This is a genomic window from Oceanimonas marisflavi, from assembly GCF_003049725.1.
Classification (GTDB): Bacteria; Pseudomonadota; Gammaproteobacteria; order Enterobacterales; family Aeromonadaceae; genus Oceanimonas; species Oceanimonas marisflavi.
The window spans coordinates 1-17,536 of the sequence record NZ_QAGM01000006.1; the positions used below are offsets into that span (position 1 = coordinate 1).

Below are 17,536 nucleotides of genomic sequence, written 5' to 3' on the forward strand. Positions count from 1 at the left end.
ATCAGCGTCTCAGATCGCCAACACGCTGTGGCGCTGATTGAGGAAGCGATGCGGGCCGGAGCACGCAAAGAAATGGCCTGTCGCGAGCTGGGGATCAGTATCCGTACGTTGCAACGCTGGACACGAACTGGTGAGTTGTGTGCCGATGGGCGTCCTTCTGCCATCAGACCGGCACCAGCAAATCGGCTCAGTACAGCTGAACAACAACAGATCCTGGAAGTATGCAATCAGCCGGAATACGCGAGCTTGCCTCCGGGGCAGATAGTTCCGCGACTGGCCGACAAGGGTATCTATCTGGCTTCCGAGCCGACCTTCTACCGCGTGTTGAAGGCGCATCATCAGCTGCATCGTCGCGGTCGAGCCCGAGCGCCTCGCAAGCTGGCTCGACCAACGACTTACATCGCCTCGGCTCCGAAGCAGGTCTGGTCATGGGATATTACTTACTGTCCGTCCAGCGTGCGTGGGCAGTTCTATTACCTGTACATGATAGAAGACATTTACAGCCGTAAAATCGTGGGTTGGGAAGTCCATGGCCGCGAGAGTGGAGCCTATGCTGCCGAGCTGATGCAGCGGACCGTGATGGCCGAGCAGTGCTTCCGAAAGCCGCTGGTGCTGCACTCGGACAACGGTAGTCCGATGAAGTCATCGACCATGCTGGCCAAACTGGAAGAGCTTGGCGTGACACCCTCACGCAGCCGGCCGCGGGTCAGTGACGATAACCCTTACTCAGAGTCATTGTTCCGAACGCTGAAGTACCGCCCGCTCTGGCCAACGTCAGGGTTTAGCAGTCTGGATGAAACCCGGCTCTGGATACAGCAGTTCGTTGCCTGGTACAACCATGAACATCGGCACAGCCGCATTCAGTATGTGACGCCCGTTCAGCGTCATCAGGGAGAAGATATAGCCCTGCTGAAAGAACGCCATGCCGTGTATCAACGAGCTAAAGCGAGGCGTCCAGAGCGGTGGTCAGGAACAACACGCAACTGGACGCCGGCAGGAGATGTGGCACTCAACCCAGAGCGATTGGACGAAACACAAAAAGCAGCCGCGTAAAATGAAGAACGCGACAACTACCTTGAAAAACGCCGTTCACCACTAAAAACTCAACACTAATAAAACTCAACATTCACCACTAAAAACTCAACACTCAAGTGACCCTGTCGCCGCTGCCCTTGCCCGACACCGTCATCAGGATATAACGAAAATAATCTTTCACGGTAAGTGACTGGATCATTTTTTGATCGGTTTCGGCCAGCAACTCGGGGGTGGACATATCAATTTCGTTTACCTGTGCCAGGCCGGTAATGCCGGGGCGCACGTCATACACACCGTGAGCAGCACGGGCGGTTGTGAGCTCTTCCTGGTTAAACAGGCCGGGGCGTGGTCCCACCAAGCTCATGTCGCCTTTCAGCACATTCCATAGCTGGGGCAGTTCATCCAGCTTGGTACGGCGTAAAAAGTGACCAAACCTGGTAATGGAAGAGGCACTCGCCAGATGACTGGCCACGGAAGCGGTATCCACCTTCATGGTACGAAACTTCACCAGGGTAAACGGCTGTTGATGGCGCCCCACCCGCACCTGGCGGAAAATGGGCGAGCCGGTATCAAACAATCCGATAACGGTAAGCAACAGCAGCACCGGAAAGCCGCACACCAGCCCCAGCAGTGAAAATACAATATCAAACAACCGAATCATCAAAACACCTTTTTAATCCTTGTTCCACCGACAGCGGCGGCGTCCAGCCCAATAACTCGCGAGCCTTGGAAATATCCACCTGCAGCGAACCCAGCAACCGCTGTGCCATGGCTTTTTTGCCCAGCAGAGTGGCCCCAGTCTGCAGCAAGCCCGCCGGCACCGGCAGCAACCGGCACGGCTTGCCCGCCGCCTGGGCCACCCCGCGCAACAGCTCCGTGGTCGACAAATCTTCTCCGTCGCCGGCCAAAAACACCTGATTAGCCGCCGCAGGATGATCAATGCAGGTGATAATAAGGTCAACCAGATTATCCAGCGCCACCAGCGAGCGCTGGTTATTAATGGCCCCCAGTGGCAAAGGCAGGCCTTTTTCAACCAGCTTGACCATGCTGGCAAAATTGCCTTTAACGCCCGGCCCATAAACCAGCGGCGGGCGAATAATCACCACCTCCATGCCGGTTTCGGCGGCCAGTTGCTGCAGACCCTGTTCGGCTTCATGCTTGGAAATGCCATAGGCATCTTCCGGTGCCGCCGCATCTTCTGCGGTAAAGGGCTGACCCAATGGTGTTTGCTCACCATTCACCTTGATGGAGCTGATAAAGATAAAGCGCTTCACTCCGGCCTTGGCTGCCTGCCGGGCAAGGTTAAGCGTGCCCTCCACATTCACCTTGCGATATTCCGCCAGCGGATCGGCCACTTCGTCTTTCATAATATGAGCGCGGGCAGCGGCGTGAATAATGACTTGTTGATCCGCCAGGGCTGTAGACCAGTTGGTGTTGGCATTCAGGCCGGGCACTTGCACGATGCGAGAAGCCGGTATTTCAGCATGGCGGCGCACAGCTGCGGCCAGGTTAATATCCGGCCTGGAATGCAGTACTTCAGTAAGCCGGGAGCCCAGAAAGCCCGTGGCGCCTGTTAGTAATAAATTCATGTTACTCCAGCACTATCTTGTCCAGCGCATCAACAAACACTTCAAACCTGAGCCTGGCCTTCAGTATTTCTCTTGCATTTTGATCACCGGCCTCATTCACAACACCACTTTCAATGTCCGAGAAAATACCAGCCAATGCTTCAACTTCCGGTTGTACAACCAGGCCCACGCGATTTTCCTTCACCCATTGGGCCACCCCCGTATGTTCACCACAAACGGCCAGTATATTTGCACCTGAGAAAACATAGGATGATGACTTGCTGGGAAAAGCAAACCTTGTTACATCATCTTCAATAGGCAGCAAGGCCCAGGAGTAATCCGCATTAATCTGCGCTGCCTCTGTGGGAGTAACCTGCCCATGGTAATGAAAGTGCTCGAACCTTTCAGAAAAGGCTTTCAGGAGATCTGCATATACGCCACCACCTGCAAAGCTGAATGCAAGCTGGCCTCCCCGGACAAGGTACGTCTCTATTGCATTCAGTACCAAAGGTATTCGCTGCAATCTTCCGGCATTACCACAAAAGGAGAACCCTGAGATTTTAGGTTTGGTTGTATCAATGCCGTCGAATGAGACTGCCGGATTGTCCAGTATATGTATGGGAACAGTTGTTCCCGAGCGCGCTTGAATTTCGGTTGCCATCTGCTCGGTAATGGTGATCAGGCACTTTGCCTTGCGCATGGTCAATGCGTCCATTTTAAGCAGAGTTTTATACACCCACTTGTTAACCGGTATAACAACGTTCGCGGCTTCCGGATGAATATCCTGCAGATGGTAAATATATTCAGCACCAAACAGGCGGCTGTAAAGCATGACTATAAACGGAACCACAACAGGCGGATCTGTAGAGACATAAACTTTTTGTGGCCTGATCCAAAGCAACACCGCCAGCACCCAAAACATGAAAAAAACGGCATCAAATGCCCTGAGCAAAACACCACTGGCCGAAGTGGTTAAGGCTTTGGCCGGGTAAAAGCGTACCCCCTTACCGCGCTTCTCTTTCGCCAGCCTGGCCTTGATGCCAGCATGATCCTGCATAATCACAGAAACAGAGTGCCCCTTGGTCGACGCACCTTCCGCAAATCGTAAAAGGGCTTCGCCTATCACAGGGTATACCGGCCAAAAGCTGCGATTAATAACAGCCACTTTAACGGGCTTACGGGTCATCAGTACTGCTTCCACACGGTACGCATGACATAATCCCGGTAGCTGTGGATGATCCGAACCACCTTATCGGCCACGTTGGGCATGCTGTAGTCGGCCACCAGGCGCAGGCTGCGCGTTTCTCCCCTGCTTTGGCTTTCCAGGATTTTCAGGCCCTGCAACACCCTGTCCAGCTCCAGGCCCACCATCATGGCGGCGGCTTCTTCCATGCCTTCCGGACGTTCGTGGGCTTCACGAATATTCAGCGCCGGAAAGTTAAGAATGGAAGATTCCTCATTGATGGTGCCACTGTCGGACAGAACTGCTTTGGCAGAGAGCTGCAACTTGTTGTAATCCTTAAAGCCCAGCGGCTTGAGCAGCTGCACATTGGCATGAAACGTAACGTTCATGGCATCTACCCGTTTTTGAGTGCGCGGATGGGTAGACACAATCACCGGGTAGCCAAACTGCTCGGCTACTGTGTTAAGGATGTTCACCAGCTTGAGAAAGTTTTTATCGGAGTCGACGTTCTCTTCCCGGTGCGCACTTACTACAAAGAACTTGTCAGCTTCCAGCTCCAGCCGCTCCAGCACGTCCGAAGCCTCTATGCCATCCCGGTAATAATTCAACACTTCAAACATGGGGCTGCCGGTTTTGATCACCCGGTCCGGCTCCAGCCCTTCGCGCAGCAGATAGTCGCGGGCAATGGTGCTGTAGGTAAGGTTAATGTCGGCGGTGTGATCCACAATCCGGCGGTTGATCTCTTCCGGCACCCGCATGTCGAAACAACGGTTGCCTGCCTCCATATGGAAGGTGGGGATCTTGCGGCGCTTGGCCGGGATCACCGCCATACAGCTGTTGGTATCGCCCAGCACCAGCAGTGCCTGGGGCTGCACTTCTGCCAGCACCTTGTCTACCGCGATAATCACGTTGCCTATGGTCTCGGCACCGCTGGCACCGGCCGCATTAAGAAAATGGTCCGGCTTGCGAATACCCAGGTCATTGAAAAAGATTTCATTCAGCTCGTAATCGTAGTTCTGACCAGTGTGCACCAGAATATGCTCACAATGCTCATCCAACGCCGCCAGCACGCGGGAAAGACGAATGATCTCGGGGCGGGTGCCCACTACAGTCATGACTTTTAACTTGTTCATTATTATTCCTGGTTTTACTTACTCAGGCCTGAGTGCCTACGGGACAGGCATAGGTGTCCGGGTTTTCGCGGTCAAATATTTCATTGGCCCACAGCATGACCACCATTTCATCGTTACCCACATTGGTAATGTCGTGAGTCCAGCCCGGCACGGTTTCCACAATTTCCGGCTGCTCACCGCTGGTGAACAACTCATAAAACTCGCCGCTCATAATATGGCGGAAACGAAAACAAGCCTTGCCCTTGATCACCAGAAACTTCTCGGTTTTGGAATGGTGATAGTGGCCACCACGGGTAATGCCGGGGTGTGCGGTAAAAAACGAAAACTGGCCGGCATCGGGAGTTTTAAGCATCTCCACAAACACGCCACGTTCATCACCGTATTTGGGCACCGGATAGGTGAAGTTCTCTGGTGGTAAATAGCTGAGATAGGTGGAGTAGAGCGCCCTAACCAGGCCAGTGCCTACTCGTTCGGTAACCAGCGTATCGCGGCTGTCGCGAAAGCGCTGCAATTGTGTGGCCAGTTCACCCACGGTAATGTGGTACTCCGGTGCTACCTCAATAAAGGGGTTGCCGGTCAGTCGTCCTTCCATTACCGCCACAAAATGGCGAATGACATCATCGATATACACCAGCCGAATTTCGGCTGCGGGATCGTTAATGTGAATGGGCAGATCACGGCTGATGTTATGGCAGAAGGTGGCTACCGCCGAGTTGTAGTTGGGCCTGGCCCATTTACCGAATACATTGGGCAGGCGGAACAGGTGCACAGCGCAGCCATGCTGATCCGCCAGCTCCAGCAGCGCCTGCTCGGCCTGGCGTTTGCTTTCACCGTAAGGGTTATTCTGCCCGGCCTGAATGGAAGACGTATAAAGCACCGGTATTTGCCGGCCGGTCTCACGAATGGCCTGGCACAGGCTGAGGGTAAGATCGGCATTGCCGCTGGCAAACTCGGCAGGATCCTGCGGCCGGTTAACGCCGGCCAGGTGGAACACAAAGTCCACCCCTTCAAGCAACGCCGGCAAGTCGGCCAGCCGATGCTCACGGGTGAAGGGCACCAGGGTGACATCGTCCCGCTCACCAAGGTGAGCCACCAGATTCTGTCCCACAAAGCCATTGGCGCCGGTTATGAGCACACGCATGCTTATTCCTCCGGGTTGATGTATTCACCCTGCTGCAGAGAACGGATAAATTCCAGCTTGAGCAGCAGCTTCTGCATGCCGGCCACATTCAAGCGTTCGGTGTTGTGGGAGTTGTAATCTTCGGTGTGAGAGATTTTTTCTTCGCCCTGCTCCACAAACTTGCCGTAGTTAAGGTCGCGCAGATCGGGCGGAACCCGGTAATAGCCGCCCAGATCCTCGGCGCAGGCCATTTCTTCCCGGCTGAGCAGAGCCTCATACAGCTTTTCGCCATGACGGGTGCCAATGACCTGAATGGGATAATCCGGCTGCTCCAGCAGGCTGGTAATGGCTCTGGCCAGGGTCTCTATGGTGGCCGCCGGCGCCTTCTGCACAAACAAATCGCCATTGTTGCCATGCTCAAAGGCGTAAAGCACCAGATCCACCGCATCCGCCAGAGTCATCATAAAGCGGGTCATGTTGGGATCGGTAATGCTCAGCGGCTTGCCGGCACGTATTTGGTCAACAAACAGAGGAATAACCGAGCCGCGCGATGCCATTACGTTGCCGTAGCGGGTACCACATATCACGGTTTTGCTGCTGTCCACGTTACGGGACTTGGCCACCATCACCTTTTCCATCATCGCCTTGGAAATACCCATGGCATTGATGGGATAAACGGCCTTGTCGGTGCTCAGGCATACCACTCGCTTGACTTCATTTTGAATGGCTGCTTCCAGCACATTCTCGGTGCCCAGCACATTGGTTTTAACCGCTTCCATGGGGTGAAATTCGCAGGAAGGCACCTGCTTAAGCGCCGCTGCATGAAAAATGTAATCAACACCACGAGTAGCGTTCAACACACTCTGATAATCCCGCACATCGCCGATGTAAAACTTGAGCTTGGGATGAGCGTATTTTTTACGCATATCATCCTGCTTTTTCTCGTCCCGGCTGAAAATGCGGATCTCGGATATATCGGTATCCAGAAAGCCGTTCAGAACGGCATTGCCGAAGGAGCCTGTGCCGCCAGTAATTAAAAGGATTTTTTTATGAAACATCGAGTCAGACACCAAATTAGAAAATACAAAAAGTTAACTTGAAAGATCACCTATCCCCTCCTTTAAATAAGCGTCTAAAGCCATCAATCCATCGATAATGAAACTTCCTCTCAATCTTAAAACTCTCGTGGCCAGCTTCATCTGCAAGATTAAAACAGGCCACATCCCCTTCCATAAACCGCTGTACAAGTGTAGACTCATGACAAGTGGATTCACCAAAGCTTTGGTCATCGGCATCAAACTTGTTCTCACTTACGGCCCTCAATATCTTTTCAATGCTGGCGCCTACTCGGTACTCGTTCTCATAAATATTTAAGGGTTGGATATTACTTGCATATTGAGGAAATCTTTTATGAAAAACATACAGAAACCTAAATGCATTTCTAACCACCAACTCAGAGTCGAAATCGTCCAATCCATTTAACTTATCAAGATCTCTTTCACTATGAATCTGAATAGAAATATCAGACTCACTATACCAAGAAGGAGAAAGACCAATAACTTTCTTCCCTAAAAGTGCACCCTCTATACCTGCAGTTCCGTATTGAACTATAATGTAGTCAGCCTCTCTCATCAGATCATTAGTATTATAGATACTGCTACTTGGTATTATATATGCGCCTTTTTCCTTGGCCCAACTTTCATAAACTCGTTCAGACTTATATCCATCTTTAGACACACCAATACTTTCATTCCAGTTTGGGTGGGCTCGAATTACACAATCTTCAAAGGATGCTCCAAGCCTCTCAATCACCTTTTCAACACCATCAAGAGGGTGCTTCCATTCAGGAGTCCAAGCGTCCACACCTTTGAATTCATGGTTACTACTTGGAACTATCAAAACCTTCAAGTTACGATTAATAGGCCACTTTGCAACTTCAGGGTTTTCATTATACAAACGCCAGACAAGATTTTTTTTGTTCAACATTTTTACAGCAATATCGCCAGCATATGCTGCTTGATGTTCTGCAAGAGGTAGATCTTTATATTTTCTTGCAATAGAGTGCAAGGTTTTCAATGAACGACAGTCATCATTAACTTCAAGAGCCACACCTGGATAAGAAGCCTCAAACGTAACAAAATCTACGCCTTTACTCTCACACGCTTTAAGTACAGCCCTAGGCATATCCAAGCGACCATTAAAAATAAAGACAAGATCCAATTTATTTTCATCTATCCACTTACAAGCATTCTCATAAACGATCTCGGCTAATGGTTTCAACTTCTGCTGAGTATATAACACCTCTGAAGACAGACAATCTTCATCAGTTTCTATCCTATGTAAACTAAAAGAAGTTGAAGAAACAATTTCATAAAAAAGATCACTGTCAATTTCTTTTCTTACTTTTGGATCTATGCTAGATATATTTTTAACAGGGAATGTATCAACGCCACCAAGATAACATTTGGAACATTCAAGAAGCTTACTGGTCCCCTTTATAAGTCGATTATAACAATGAGGAACCGAGGCGTTACATTTCAAAAAGAAATTCTCATGCCCTTCAGCTTCAAATAACTTCGAAATGTAAATCATATTATGAACACTACCCCTGTAAGGATAGAGCATTGCATATCCGATATTCATGTTCACCTCTAATCAAAAATAAATATTTCTTCTCATGAAAAGTTTATTTAATATAAACGTAAGAAAAAAAGAAAAAATAATGAAAGAAAAGTAGCTAAATCCATATGCTGGCAATATTGGCGAAAGAATAACAATAGAGAATGATAAAAATATCAATACAGCCTTAAACCAACTTAAATAACATCCAGACTTAACCCAGTAAACTGAAAATCCGAAAATGAAACCTAAAACTGCGGAGTATAAAAAAAATCCAAACCAACCAAAATCATAATACAAAGAACCTGGCAAAGCAACAAACACCCCGGTATCAGAGAACGCCCTCTCCGTCAACCCCAAATCAATTAAGCCTAGCTTATCCAGCAAAACAGTCGGTGTAGACACAATAGAGTGAAAACCTTCTTTCACTTGTAAATCATAAACAACTTGAGCAGTCCATTGACCATGAAAAAGATAAGCAACACAATAAAGAAAAACCGAAAGATAAGATGGAAGCTCGGCATCAAATAAGTAATCATTTGGCACAGCATACATTTCCAATACACCAAGCCGGAGCAACTCCTGTACATTAACATCACCTATAGTTGCACTTGATGCCACAATTTCTGAAACATAGTAAAAGGATATTATCGATATTATCGATGATATCAGTAGTGCCTTTTTTGAAACACGACTGAAAATATTAACCTTTGTAACAAAGGATATATAAACCACTAAAAAAAGAAGAAGTATATTGCTGCGTCCACCATTAAGAAAAGCATGTCCCAAGATGGAAAAGAAACTTGACAAAATTAAGAAGGATGTTGCTTTATTTCCTATATACTCATAATTCCTAACAATATAAAAAACAGAAATATAAGCTAGTGGAATTAAAAGATTCCCCAAGATACCAATCCCCCCCCCTCCTACACTATCCAACCATTCATAGCGAGCAGCCCGTAACTCTTGCGTATAATCGATACCTCTTAAGTAAACCCTATCAAAAGCTATAAAAAAAAGCCCAATGAGGGATAGCCACCCTAAATAGATAGGAGCTTTAACACTCGGATATGCTATAACTCCAGAACCACAGTTAACACTACTAAACTTGCTTCGAGCAGTACACTTCATAAAGAAATATGAAGGAACAGAGAAAGAAAACACAACAGATAAAAAAGCAAGATTAGAAAGAAACAAGAAAATCTTATTTTCTATAACTGGTACTGCGGGAAAAAGCAAAACAAACAAAAATGATATAAACGTTGTTGCGCTACATAACAAAAAAATCTTAATCATAAGACTATCTCAGTGTATTCAAGAGCCTCCTTCATTTAGAAGGCTCTCAAATCAATCTTACGTCATGCAATACTAGAAATTAAACTCCAGCATCCATTGTCATCACGTTTAAAATAATCTAGGTTATAAAATCCATCAACGATACTATAAAACTCAGACTCTCTGTAACCCAAGAACTCACAAAAGTCTCTTACTGCCAAAGGATCAATGGCATGATCATGTCTTTTCACCAATAAGATAGCTTCATCCCTTGTTATTTCTCCATATCTGACCAGCCTAGATGCATAGTCAGTCGCAAAAGCATGTCCGAACTTAGGATACTTTAACCATGGATGGACAAGATAGGCTCGACTATCCACCTGATCATAACTCTCAACATGATTAGTTCTGGTCCATTCATGCGTTAAATCATGAAACCCTCTACTTTTAGCAAAGTTGTAATTGCGGACGCTATTCCATTCAACAAAGTAGCCCAAATATATGGGGTCTATTTTCTCCAATTCAACTTCAGAGGGTGAATCGAAAAAGTTTAACTCACTTGGTGTAACTCCGGCAGCAATGAGCTCTTCCTTTGAAATACCACTAGCAACACCATTTTTTATCTGATTCTTAGCGGAATATGTTTCTTCTGCATATTCTCCACCATATTCAAAACTAACATTTTCTCCATAGACCAACAAAGGTGTATTAAACTTAACAGCCATATGAAGAGGATAAGTGTAAATATACCTGTCTACAAAATATGTCGGCTTAGCATACTTTTCAAAAGTATATCGCATCACTTTTTTTTGTGCCTTTATATTAGGCTTCATGCTAATAATATCACAACCAAACTCTTCTGATATATTCTTAATATTATGCTTACCAGCCTCTGTCATCGGGAAGTTATCTTCTACAGAAACTAACAATGGATTCATTCCCATTAGCTCTTTCATTACATGAACCTGATAATGACTGTCTTTACCTCCACTCACCGCGATCATACAGTCATAACCACCAGGTCCATTCATCCCTCTATATTTATCACACAATGAATGAAGTTCATCCCACCGCTTTTTGTAATCAACATTTACTCTGCCTTCATAAGTTCTACAAGCAGAGCAAACACCTGACGAGTCAAAAGAAATACCCGGTCTAGTTGATGGCATTACACATTTCTTACAATAAATCATAACCACTCCTAACACACTAAGAAATTAAATAAAGAGCACTCTAAAAGTTAAAGACTAAAACCGTCATCAACAACAATGTTCTGAGCAGTCACATAACGGGACGCATCAGAAAGTAAAAAAATCACCGAGCCAACCATATCATTAACATCCAGCATCCCTGTTCCATTAGTTTTCGTTTTGTAAGCTTCAAGAAATGATTCTGGCTGGTGATCAAAAATACCGCCTGGACTGATGCAATTAATACGAAAACGACTATCACTCACATACTTAACAACATATTTATTTAGGTGAAGCAATGCTGACTTGATCGTGGCATACTCAACTGGCATGGTCATTAACGTATTTTTATAAATTTCAAACTTAGGCGCGACCACACCATAAACGGATGACACATTAACTAACGAAAATGGCTGTTGTCGTTCCTTGAAATAGGCAGCACATTGTTGTGTAAATAAAAAAGAACTACCTAGATGCAGTGATAAATTTTCATTAAAACTAGCCATGGACACATCAAAGAAGTGTGCTCCATATTGCTGATTTCGGGGATAGGTAGCATTCACCGCGCCAGTCAAACTATTACGTTTAGAGAAAAATGTTTTCACATCAGTCTCATTAGTCACATCCAACTCAACCAGCTCAATATTACCTGACTCTATATTTTTTTGCTGTAAACGCGTTGACATGGTATCAACATTCACATCTGCAGCAATAACTTCAGCACCTTGTTTTAACAGCTCTGGTACTAAGTGGCTACCGAGTAAACCACCAGCTCCTGCAACCAGTATTTTTTTATGACTTAGTAGCTTTTCCATAACCTAGTTAGCACTCCGATAAAATAGCTTCGGCTAATTTAAAATCATAAATGTCATCGATATCTATTGCTCGCACTTTAGGTACTTCAATACTGGTCACTTTACCAGAGAAAATGCCATAATTACTTATGACAAAATCAGGCTTAGCTACGTATACAACGGTTGTAATATCAAAAACATCAGGTGCGTCCTGCCGCCGGCTAACTTCTCCTTCAGGCGGATTGACAAGACTCAGATATCCTTGAGCATCCTTTTTGACCATATTAAAAAAAGGACTACGATTGGAAGGTGTTACACTAATGCAAATATCGGCTTGTTGTTGCAAACGTTGTTTAATTGCTGATTCCACATCTTCAACACTACGAAGCGGACTAGTAGCAGGCAGACTAACAAAGTGATCAAAATTACCAAAGTGTTCACGAGCCCATTCTATTCCATGCCGCCACGACAACCATTCAGGGCTACTATCTGTAGCCAATTCAGATGGCCTTTTTATAACACAAGCTCCACTATTTTTGGCGACCCTAGCAATATCAGGATCATCAGTAGATACAAAAACCTGCTCGATGGACGAACAAGCTAACGCTGTATCAATAGAATATTGAAGCAAGGGCTTACCATTCAGTAGCTTTATATTTTTCCTAGGTAATCCCTTGGAGCCGCCTCGTGCAAAGATAAAACAGAAATTTCTCATTTCATCAACACCCTGACACATACTTAGATTTAATATCTTCAATCAATGACACTGTTTTTTTAGCATCTTCCAGTGGTATACACTGATTTATTTTACCTTCAGCCAAGGAAACAAAGTCACTAATCATGTCAAGGTACATACCATTTTTGTCCCATTCAGGTTCGTTATATAAATACTGTGTGCCACCCTCTGTAGTCAGAGTAATGCTGTTATTAATAGCATCCCACTCTAACGCACCCTCACTCCCTATAAAACGGCAACGGCGATAAGCTTTTCGCTGAAGAAAATCCATATGGAAGTTGGCTACTACACCTTGTTCTGAAACTGCCAGCACATCAACACTATCCTCAACATCCAGTTTTAATATGTCGGATGAACGAAGAATTGCAGCCTTAACGTCAAACTCACCTAGCATCCAGCGGCTGTAATCCAGCTCATGACTGAGTTCAAATAACGCTCCACCTCCAAGATGAGCATTTGCTGACACGCTATCCATATAATTTTTTGACGGCCGCCAAGATGGTAAGTATTGCCCTACTTCAATAAAAGCATTATATAGTTTTCCTAGCTTTTTATTTTTCAGTAAATGAAGCATTTTCTGAGCAGAGGGTAAGTAGCGAATGCAGTAACCTACAGCAACGGGTGTTTCATACTGTTTTGACGCTTCAATTAAAGCATCAACATCATAAATATTAGTTGCAACAGGCTTCTCAATCAGCACTGGAATATTATTCTTAATCAACGGCAGTGCATGAGCAACATGAAGTGGTGCAGGCGAAGCCACGATAGCGAAATCAATCTTTTCTGCTACTAGCTCATCTACTCTTGATACAATTTTATTCGCATTACAAACATGTTCACTAGGGGTTCGACCGCTGGCGGACATTGCATAGATAGTTGCCTCAGGGAACAGTAATCTTATGTTTTTTCTATGCCTTACAGTGATATTACCTAAACCAATTACTGCAATTTTTCTCATAATTTAATTTCAATTGAAGTTGTGAATATCAGCCTGAGCTTTTTGATAATCAGTCATTCGGCCGATATCAAGCCAGTAATCATGACTGGTATAAATTCCAACTTTTTTTTGCTGCTCCATTCGGAGCTCTAGCAGGGTTGGCATGTCGATTTGCACACCTGTCTTAACTGAGGCTACACAGTCAGGGCTGAGCACGTAAATACCCGTATTGATGCGGTAACGATAAGTCGGCTTTTCCACCATACCAGTGATCAACAAATCCTTGCTCTCTATCACCCCAAAGGGCACCTGATGCTCCAGCTCGCGTACACACATGGTGGCATCGAACCCTTGCTGTTCATGGTGAGCAAGCAAATGAGTAAAATCGACCTTGGTCAGCACATCGCCATTCATCATAATCAGTGGCAACTGGGGTAGATCATTGGGCAACAACCCCAAGGCGCCGCCGGTGCCCAGCGGAGTCTCTTCATGAACATAGCGGATGCTCACGTCCAGCTGACTGCCATCACCAAAGTAGTCGCGGATCTGCTCCGGCATATAGTGGGTAGAGATATAAAACCGGTGAAAACCCAGCTGAATAAAACGGTCGATCAGGTGCGCCAGCATGGGCTTTTCTCCTACCGGCAGCATGGGCTTGGGGCAGTGATCGGTCAACGGGCGTAACCGGGTGCCAAAACCACCGGCCATGATGAACACTGGATTGTCCCGTTTTGTAGGTTGCAGGGCATGGTGCAGGGTTTCCAGTCCCAACAGCTCTCCCCACTCGTTCACCACCGGTAGGGCTAGCAGATCATATTTATCCATGATCTTCAAACACTGGGTGCGTGAGTCGGTTATCCTGGCGGTTTTGGGCTGGGAATTCATGACCCGGGCGACCGGGTCATCCATATTGCAGTCCACCAGCAGGCCACGGCGAATATCGCCGTCCGTTACCGTGCCTTGCAAACGCTGTTGCTCGTCACATACCAGGGCAATACGCAGGGCGGCCCGGTCAATGACACGCATGGCGTCTCGAATGCTCGCCCCTGTTGTCAGGACGACGTTACTCCACTCTGTCATTTCAAATCCTTAACTGAGAATACGGCTGCGGGCAGGGATAAGGGTCTGGTGAGCCGGCACGTCTCTGGCTATGGTGGTCCCGGCACCAATCACTGCTCGCTCACCGATGGTCAGTCCCTGAATAATAGTGGCACCAGTGCCGACATGAACACGGTGGCCCGTGGTGACACCGCCACTCAGAGTTGCCCCTGGGGCCAGATGATTGTGGGCACCCAGGCGACAGTCATGTTCGACAACGCAGCCGGTATTAAGCAAGGTATTGTCACCGATCTGCACCCCTGTCTGGACAATGGCTCCGGCCATAATCTGAACGCCCTGTCCCAGGGTGACATACTCGGAAAGGATGGCATGAGGTGATATCACCGAAGCAAAACGATAACCCAGGCCGGTAAACCGCTGAAACAGCGTCCAGTTCAGGTCTTTGCCTGGCAGGGCCCCCACACCGTTCACCAGCTCCACCTGCTCCGGGCCGAACTGGGCCAGCAAGCGCTCATCACCGTCGATATAAGGCACATCTGCCAGAGGACCACGAGGCGCCAGCGGATGAGGGGACACCACCCCCAGCAACGAGCGCCCCTGTTTTTTCAGGATCTCTGCAAGACCGGCCGCATGTCCACCAGCCCCCAGGATCACCAGCGGCCTAGTCACGGATCAGCTCCCCTTCCTGATAATCGCGCCCCGCCGGTTTCCCCAGCCAGGTCCAGTAGCCATAGGGACAAAGACCATCTCCGGGGCGTTTAACAGCTAGATTGCGTTCTGTAAACAGCTCACCGGTGCGGATGGGGGCCGCGGCCACCAGACTCTTGCGTGCCACGGCCTTGTTCTTGACTTCAGAGGGTTGAGGCCCCTTGATGCCATCGCCAAGGGCCAGCTCCACATCGCGAACAGCCTGCACCATGGCGGCCAGCTCACCGGGCTCCAGAGAGGCCTGGTGATCCGGCCCCTCCATGTTCTTGTCGAGTGTGAAGTGCTTTTCAATCAAGCGAGCGCCCAGTGCAGCCGCAGCGATGGGAATGGTGATCCCCGCGCTGTGATCGGAGTAGCCCGGCGTCAACCCAAAGGCGGTGGCCATGGTGTGCATGGCCCGCAGGTTGATTTCATTCATGGGTGCCGGGTATTCGGTAGTGCAGTGCAGCAGGGTGACTTTGCCCTTCAGCGCCGCTCGGCCAGCTTCACTGGCATAAGCTTCAGCGAAGGCCTGCTCACCAGGCTCAGTCTCTTCATCCACTGTAAGACCAAAGGCGATAACGCCCAACGCGGCTTCCACCTCGGCGAGACTGGCCATGCCGGTAGAGACAATCAGATCACAGCCAGTGCGGGCATGCTCCAACACAAAAGGCGCGTTGGTCAACTCACCAGACGGAATTTTCAGGGTGGTCAGACCCAGCTCTTTAACCAGAAAGAGCAGGCTTTCGGAGTCAAACGCCGTGGACAGGAACTTGATGCCCAACTCATTACAACGAGCGATTAATGCTTTATGAGTATCGAAACCCAGTTCTAACCGGCTGAGCATATCAAACTGAGACTCTGCTACACCGGTATTCCGGGTTTGGTATTCTGCTTGCTGTGCTGTCTTGGTGACCAGATGTTTAGCTTTGAAAGTCTGAAACTTGACAATATCGGCACCGGCAGCATGAGCCGCGTCCACCAGTTTAAAAGCCAGCTCGGCACTGCCGTTATGGTTAACGCCCGCTTCCGCGATAATCTTGATCATGCGCAGCTTTCCTTGTGGATATCGTAGAAGGTTTTAATCACGGACAACTCCGCCGCCTTGAGTGTATTGACAATAGACTGACTGGCATTGCCTTGACCGTACGGGTTTCGTACTTGACTAACATCTGCTGCCAGCGCCACCTGCAGCGCGTCAACAATCGCAGGGGTGATGGCGTCGCAATGCAGCACGCTGTTTGCTGCCAGCCGACCGCGCTGGCGGGCGCCAATATTGACCGTTGGCACGCCAAATGAGGGCACTTCAATCAGGCCACTGGATGAATTCCCCACCACGGCGGCGGCGTGCTTGACCGCACTCAGATAACGCTGTTGCCCTAGGGAGGGGATCGCCAGTACCCGGCTGTCTTGCTCACTGGCATAGGCCTCCAGCAGAGGAATAATGTCACGGCCACCGTCATCGGCATTGGGGTAGGTCAGAATCACCTGATGCTCAGGAAAAGAATCCAGGGCCTGTAGTAACTGCTCAAAGGAAGCCCTGGCAGGCTCGGACGCCAGCGTCACCGGGTGATAGGTCACCAGGAAATAGGGCCGCTCAAGCGCAAAGCCTAATGACGTTGACAGCTCGGCCACAGACATCATGTCGCTGCGCTGCAAATGGTCAAGCCCAATGGCACCAACGTTGTACACTCGGTCAGGATGCTCCCCCAGCTGGATCACCCGTTGCCGGTGCTCGGCGGTAGAAGTGAAATGCAGCAGGCTCAGCTTGGTAATGGCATGACGGATGGCATCATCATAAGCGCCTTCGGTGATCTCGCCCCCATGGATATGGACAATGGGAATGCGCAGGATCATCGCCGCCTGGGCCGCCGCCAGTGCCTCAAACCGGTCGCCGAGGATCACCAACGCATCGGGTGCCATGCGGCTCAGCGCATCTGCAAAGCCAATCACGCCCAGACCAATGCTTTTTGCCGTGCCGACCGCCGAATCGGAAGACAGCAGCATTTCGACTTTTTCGTCGATACGAAAGCCGTCTGCTTCTATTTGTTGATAGGTCATGCCGAACTCTGGCGAGAAATGCATGCCGGCCACCAGCAACTGTAATGTCAGCTCTGGATCCTGCTGAATATCCTTCAGCAACCAATACAGCAAGCCATATTCGGCCCGGGTGCCGGTAAATACCGCTATCTTTCGCATG

17 protein-coding genes are annotated in these 17,536 nt (G+C 48.3%); 1 reads left to right on the forward strand and 16 read right to left on the reverse strand.

What is annotated here, in order from left to right:
- Window positions 1-1,053: IS3 family transposase (locus DA373_RS05315; RefSeq protein WP_157953684.1), on the forward strand; the 1,053-nt coding region annotated here is incomplete at its 5' end.
- Window positions 1,054-1,147: 94 nt separating this feature from the next.
- On the opposite strand, the gene DA373_RS05320 is transcribed toward DA373_RS05315, so the two are convergent.
- The 16 genes from DA373_RS05320 to neuC all read right to left on the reverse strand — a co-directional run bounded on the left by DA373_RS05320 (window position 1,148) and on the right by neuC (window position 17,535).
- Window positions 1,148-1,696: a sugar transferase gene (locus DA373_RS05320; RefSeq protein ID WP_107851301.1), complete on the reverse strand. Its 549-nt coding sequence runs from the start codon at window positions 1,694-1,696 to the stop codon at window positions 1,148-1,150.
- Window positions 1,680-2,624, reverse strand: coding sequence for a UDP-glucose 4-epimerase family protein (locus DA373_RS05325; RefSeq protein ID WP_107851302.1), 945 nt, complete (start codon window positions 2,622-2,624; stop codon window positions 1,680-1,682). The genes DA373_RS05320 and DA373_RS05325 overlap by 17 nt, the downstream gene beginning before the upstream one ends.
- A gap of 1 nt (window position 2,625) precedes the next feature.
- Window positions 2,626-3,789 carry a glycosyltransferase gene (locus DA373_RS05330; RefSeq protein WP_107851303.1) on the reverse strand — a complete coding sequence of 388 codons (1,164 nt, stop codon included), beginning with the start codon at window positions 3,787-3,789 and terminating at the stop codon, window positions 2,626-2,628.
- Window positions 3,789-4,919 carry a non-hydrolyzing UDP-N-acetylglucosamine 2-epimerase gene (gene wecB, locus DA373_RS05335; protein ID WP_107851304.1) on the reverse strand — a complete coding sequence of 377 codons (1,131 nt, stop codon included), beginning with the start codon at window positions 4,917-4,919 and terminating at the stop codon, window positions 3,789-3,791. Before wecB ends, DA373_RS05330 begins: the two co-directional genes overlap by 1 nt.
- A 22-nt stretch (window positions 4,920-4,941) precedes the next feature.
- A complete protein-coding gene (gene wbjC, locus DA373_RS05340; protein WP_107851305.1) occupies window positions 4,942-6,060 on the reverse strand; it encodes a UDP-2-acetamido-2,6-beta-L-arabino-hexul-4-ose reductase in 1,119 nt (372 codons plus the stop codon).
- A 2-nt stretch (window positions 6,061-6,062) separates the two neighbouring features.
- Entirely contained in the window at window positions 6,063-7,097 is a 1,035-nt protein-coding gene (locus tag DA373_RS05345) for a polysaccharide biosynthesis protein (protein ID WP_107851306.1), read from the reverse strand.
- 46 nt (window positions 7,098-7,143) lie between these two features.
- Complete coding sequence (locus DA373_RS16275; protein ID WP_157953685.1) at window positions 7,144-8,682, reverse strand: hypothetical protein; 1,539 nt, start codon at window positions 8,680-8,682, stop codon at window positions 7,144-7,146.
- A gap of 12 nt (window positions 8,683-8,694) precedes the next feature.
- Complete coding sequence (locus DA373_RS16280; protein WP_157953686.1) at window positions 8,695-9,954, reverse strand: hypothetical protein; 1,260 nt, start codon at window positions 9,952-9,954, stop codon at window positions 8,695-8,697.
- Between the two features lie 62 nt (window positions 9,955-10,016).
- Window positions 10,017-11,126: an N-acetyl sugar amidotransferase gene (locus tag DA373_RS05355; RefSeq protein WP_107851308.1), complete on the reverse strand. Its 1,110-nt coding sequence runs from the start codon at window positions 11,124-11,126 to the stop codon at window positions 10,017-10,019.
- 47 nt (window positions 11,127-11,173) lie between these two features.
- Entirely contained in the window at window positions 11,174-11,938 is a 765-nt protein-coding gene (locus tag DA373_RS05360) for an oxidoreductase (protein WP_107851309.1), read from the reverse strand.
- Between the two features lie 7 nt (window positions 11,939-11,945).
- A complete protein-coding gene (locus DA373_RS05365) occupies window positions 11,946-12,632 on the reverse strand; it encodes an acylneuraminate cytidylyltransferase family protein (protein WP_107851310.1) in 687 nt (228 codons plus the stop codon).
- A gap of 4 nt (window positions 12,633-12,636) precedes the next feature.
- Window positions 12,637-13,611 (reverse strand): Gfo/Idh/MocA family protein, encoded by a 975-nt coding sequence (locus DA373_RS05370; protein WP_107851311.1) that lies wholly within the window; start codon window positions 13,609-13,611, stop codon window positions 12,637-12,639.
- Window positions 13,612-13,620: 9 nt separating this feature from the next.
- Window positions 13,621-14,670, reverse strand: coding sequence for a nucleotidyltransferase family protein (locus tag DA373_RS05375; protein ID WP_107851312.1), 1,050 nt, complete (start codon window positions 14,668-14,670; stop codon window positions 13,621-13,623).
- A gap of 9 nt (window positions 14,671-14,679) precedes the next feature.
- Window positions 14,680-15,318, reverse strand: a complete 639-nt coding sequence (locus DA373_RS05380) for an acetyltransferase (protein WP_107851313.1) — start codon at window positions 15,316-15,318, stop codon at window positions 14,680-14,682.
- Window positions 15,311-16,384, reverse strand: a complete 1,074-nt coding sequence (gene neuB / locus DA373_RS05385; protein ID WP_107851314.1) for an N-acetylneuraminate synthase — start codon at window positions 16,382-16,384, stop codon at window positions 15,311-15,313. The genes DA373_RS05380 and neuB overlap by 8 nt, the downstream gene beginning before the upstream one ends.
- Window positions 16,381-17,535, reverse strand: coding sequence for a UDP-N-acetylglucosamine 2-epimerase (neuC, locus tag DA373_RS05390; RefSeq protein WP_107851315.1), 1,155 nt, complete (start codon window positions 17,533-17,535; stop codon window positions 16,381-16,383). Before neuC ends, neuB begins: the two co-directional genes overlap by 4 nt.
- Window position 17,536: the final 1 nt, after the last annotated feature.

What these genes read in the sequence shown, in the direction of transcription:
- neuC (WP_107851315.1), bottom strand. Translation starts at nt 17,535, where the DNA reads ATGCGAAAGATAGCGGTATTTACCGGCACCCGGGCCGAATATGGCTTG.
- DA373_RS05355 (WP_107851308.1), bottom strand. Translation starts at nt 11,126, where the DNA reads ATGATTTATTGTAAGAAATGTGTAATGCCATCAACTAGACCGGGTATT.
- DA373_RS16280 (WP_157953686.1), bottom strand. Translation starts at nt 9,954, where the DNA reads ATGATTAAGATTTTTTTGTTATGTAGCGCAACAACGTTTATATCATTT.
- DA373_RS05360 (WP_107851309.1), bottom strand. Translation starts at nt 11,938, where the DNA reads ATGGAAAAGCTACTAAGTCATAAAAAAATACTGGTTGCAGGAGCTGGT.
- DA373_RS16275 (WP_157953685.1), bottom strand. Translation starts at nt 8,682, where the DNA reads ATGAATATCGGATATGCAATGCTCTATCCTTACAGGGGTAGTGTTCAT.
- DA373_RS05375 (WP_107851312.1), bottom strand. Translation starts at nt 14,670, where the DNA reads ATGACAGAGTGGAGTAACGTCGTCCTGACAACAGGGGCGAGCATTCGA.
- DA373_RS05370 (WP_107851311.1), bottom strand. Translation starts at nt 13,611, where the DNA reads ATGAGAAAAATTGCAGTAATTGGTTTAGGTAATATCACTGTAAGGCAT.
- DA373_RS05365 (WP_107851310.1), bottom strand. Translation starts at nt 12,632, where the DNA reads ATGAGAAATTTCTGTTTTATCTTTGCACGAGGCGGCTCCAAGGGATTA.
- DA373_RS05330 (WP_107851303.1), bottom strand. Translation starts at nt 3,789, where the DNA reads ATGACCCGTAAGCCCGTTAAAGTGGCTGTTATTAATCGCAGCTTTTGG.
- DA373_RS05320 (WP_107851301.1), bottom strand. Translation starts at nt 1,696, where the DNA reads ATGATTCGGTTGTTTGATATTGTATTTTCACTGCTGGGGCTGGTGTGC.
- wbjC (WP_107851305.1), bottom strand. Translation starts at nt 6,060, where the DNA reads ATGCGTGTGCTCATAACCGGCGCCAATGGCTTTGTGGGACAGAATCTG.
- DA373_RS05325 (WP_107851302.1), bottom strand. Translation starts at nt 2,624, where the DNA reads ATGAATTTATTACTAACAGGCGCCACGGGCTTTCTGGGCTCCCGGCTT.
- wecB (WP_107851304.1), bottom strand. Translation starts at nt 4,919, where the DNA reads ATGAACAAGTTAAAAGTCATGACTGTAGTGGGCACCCGCCCCGAGATC.
- DA373_RS05345 (WP_107851306.1), bottom strand. Translation starts at nt 7,097, where the DNA reads ATGTTTCATAAAAAAATCCTTTTAATTACTGGCGGCACAGGCTCCTTC.
- neuB (WP_107851314.1), bottom strand. Translation starts at nt 16,384, where the DNA reads ATGATCAAGATTATCGCGGAAGCGGGCGTTAACCATAACGGCAGTGCC.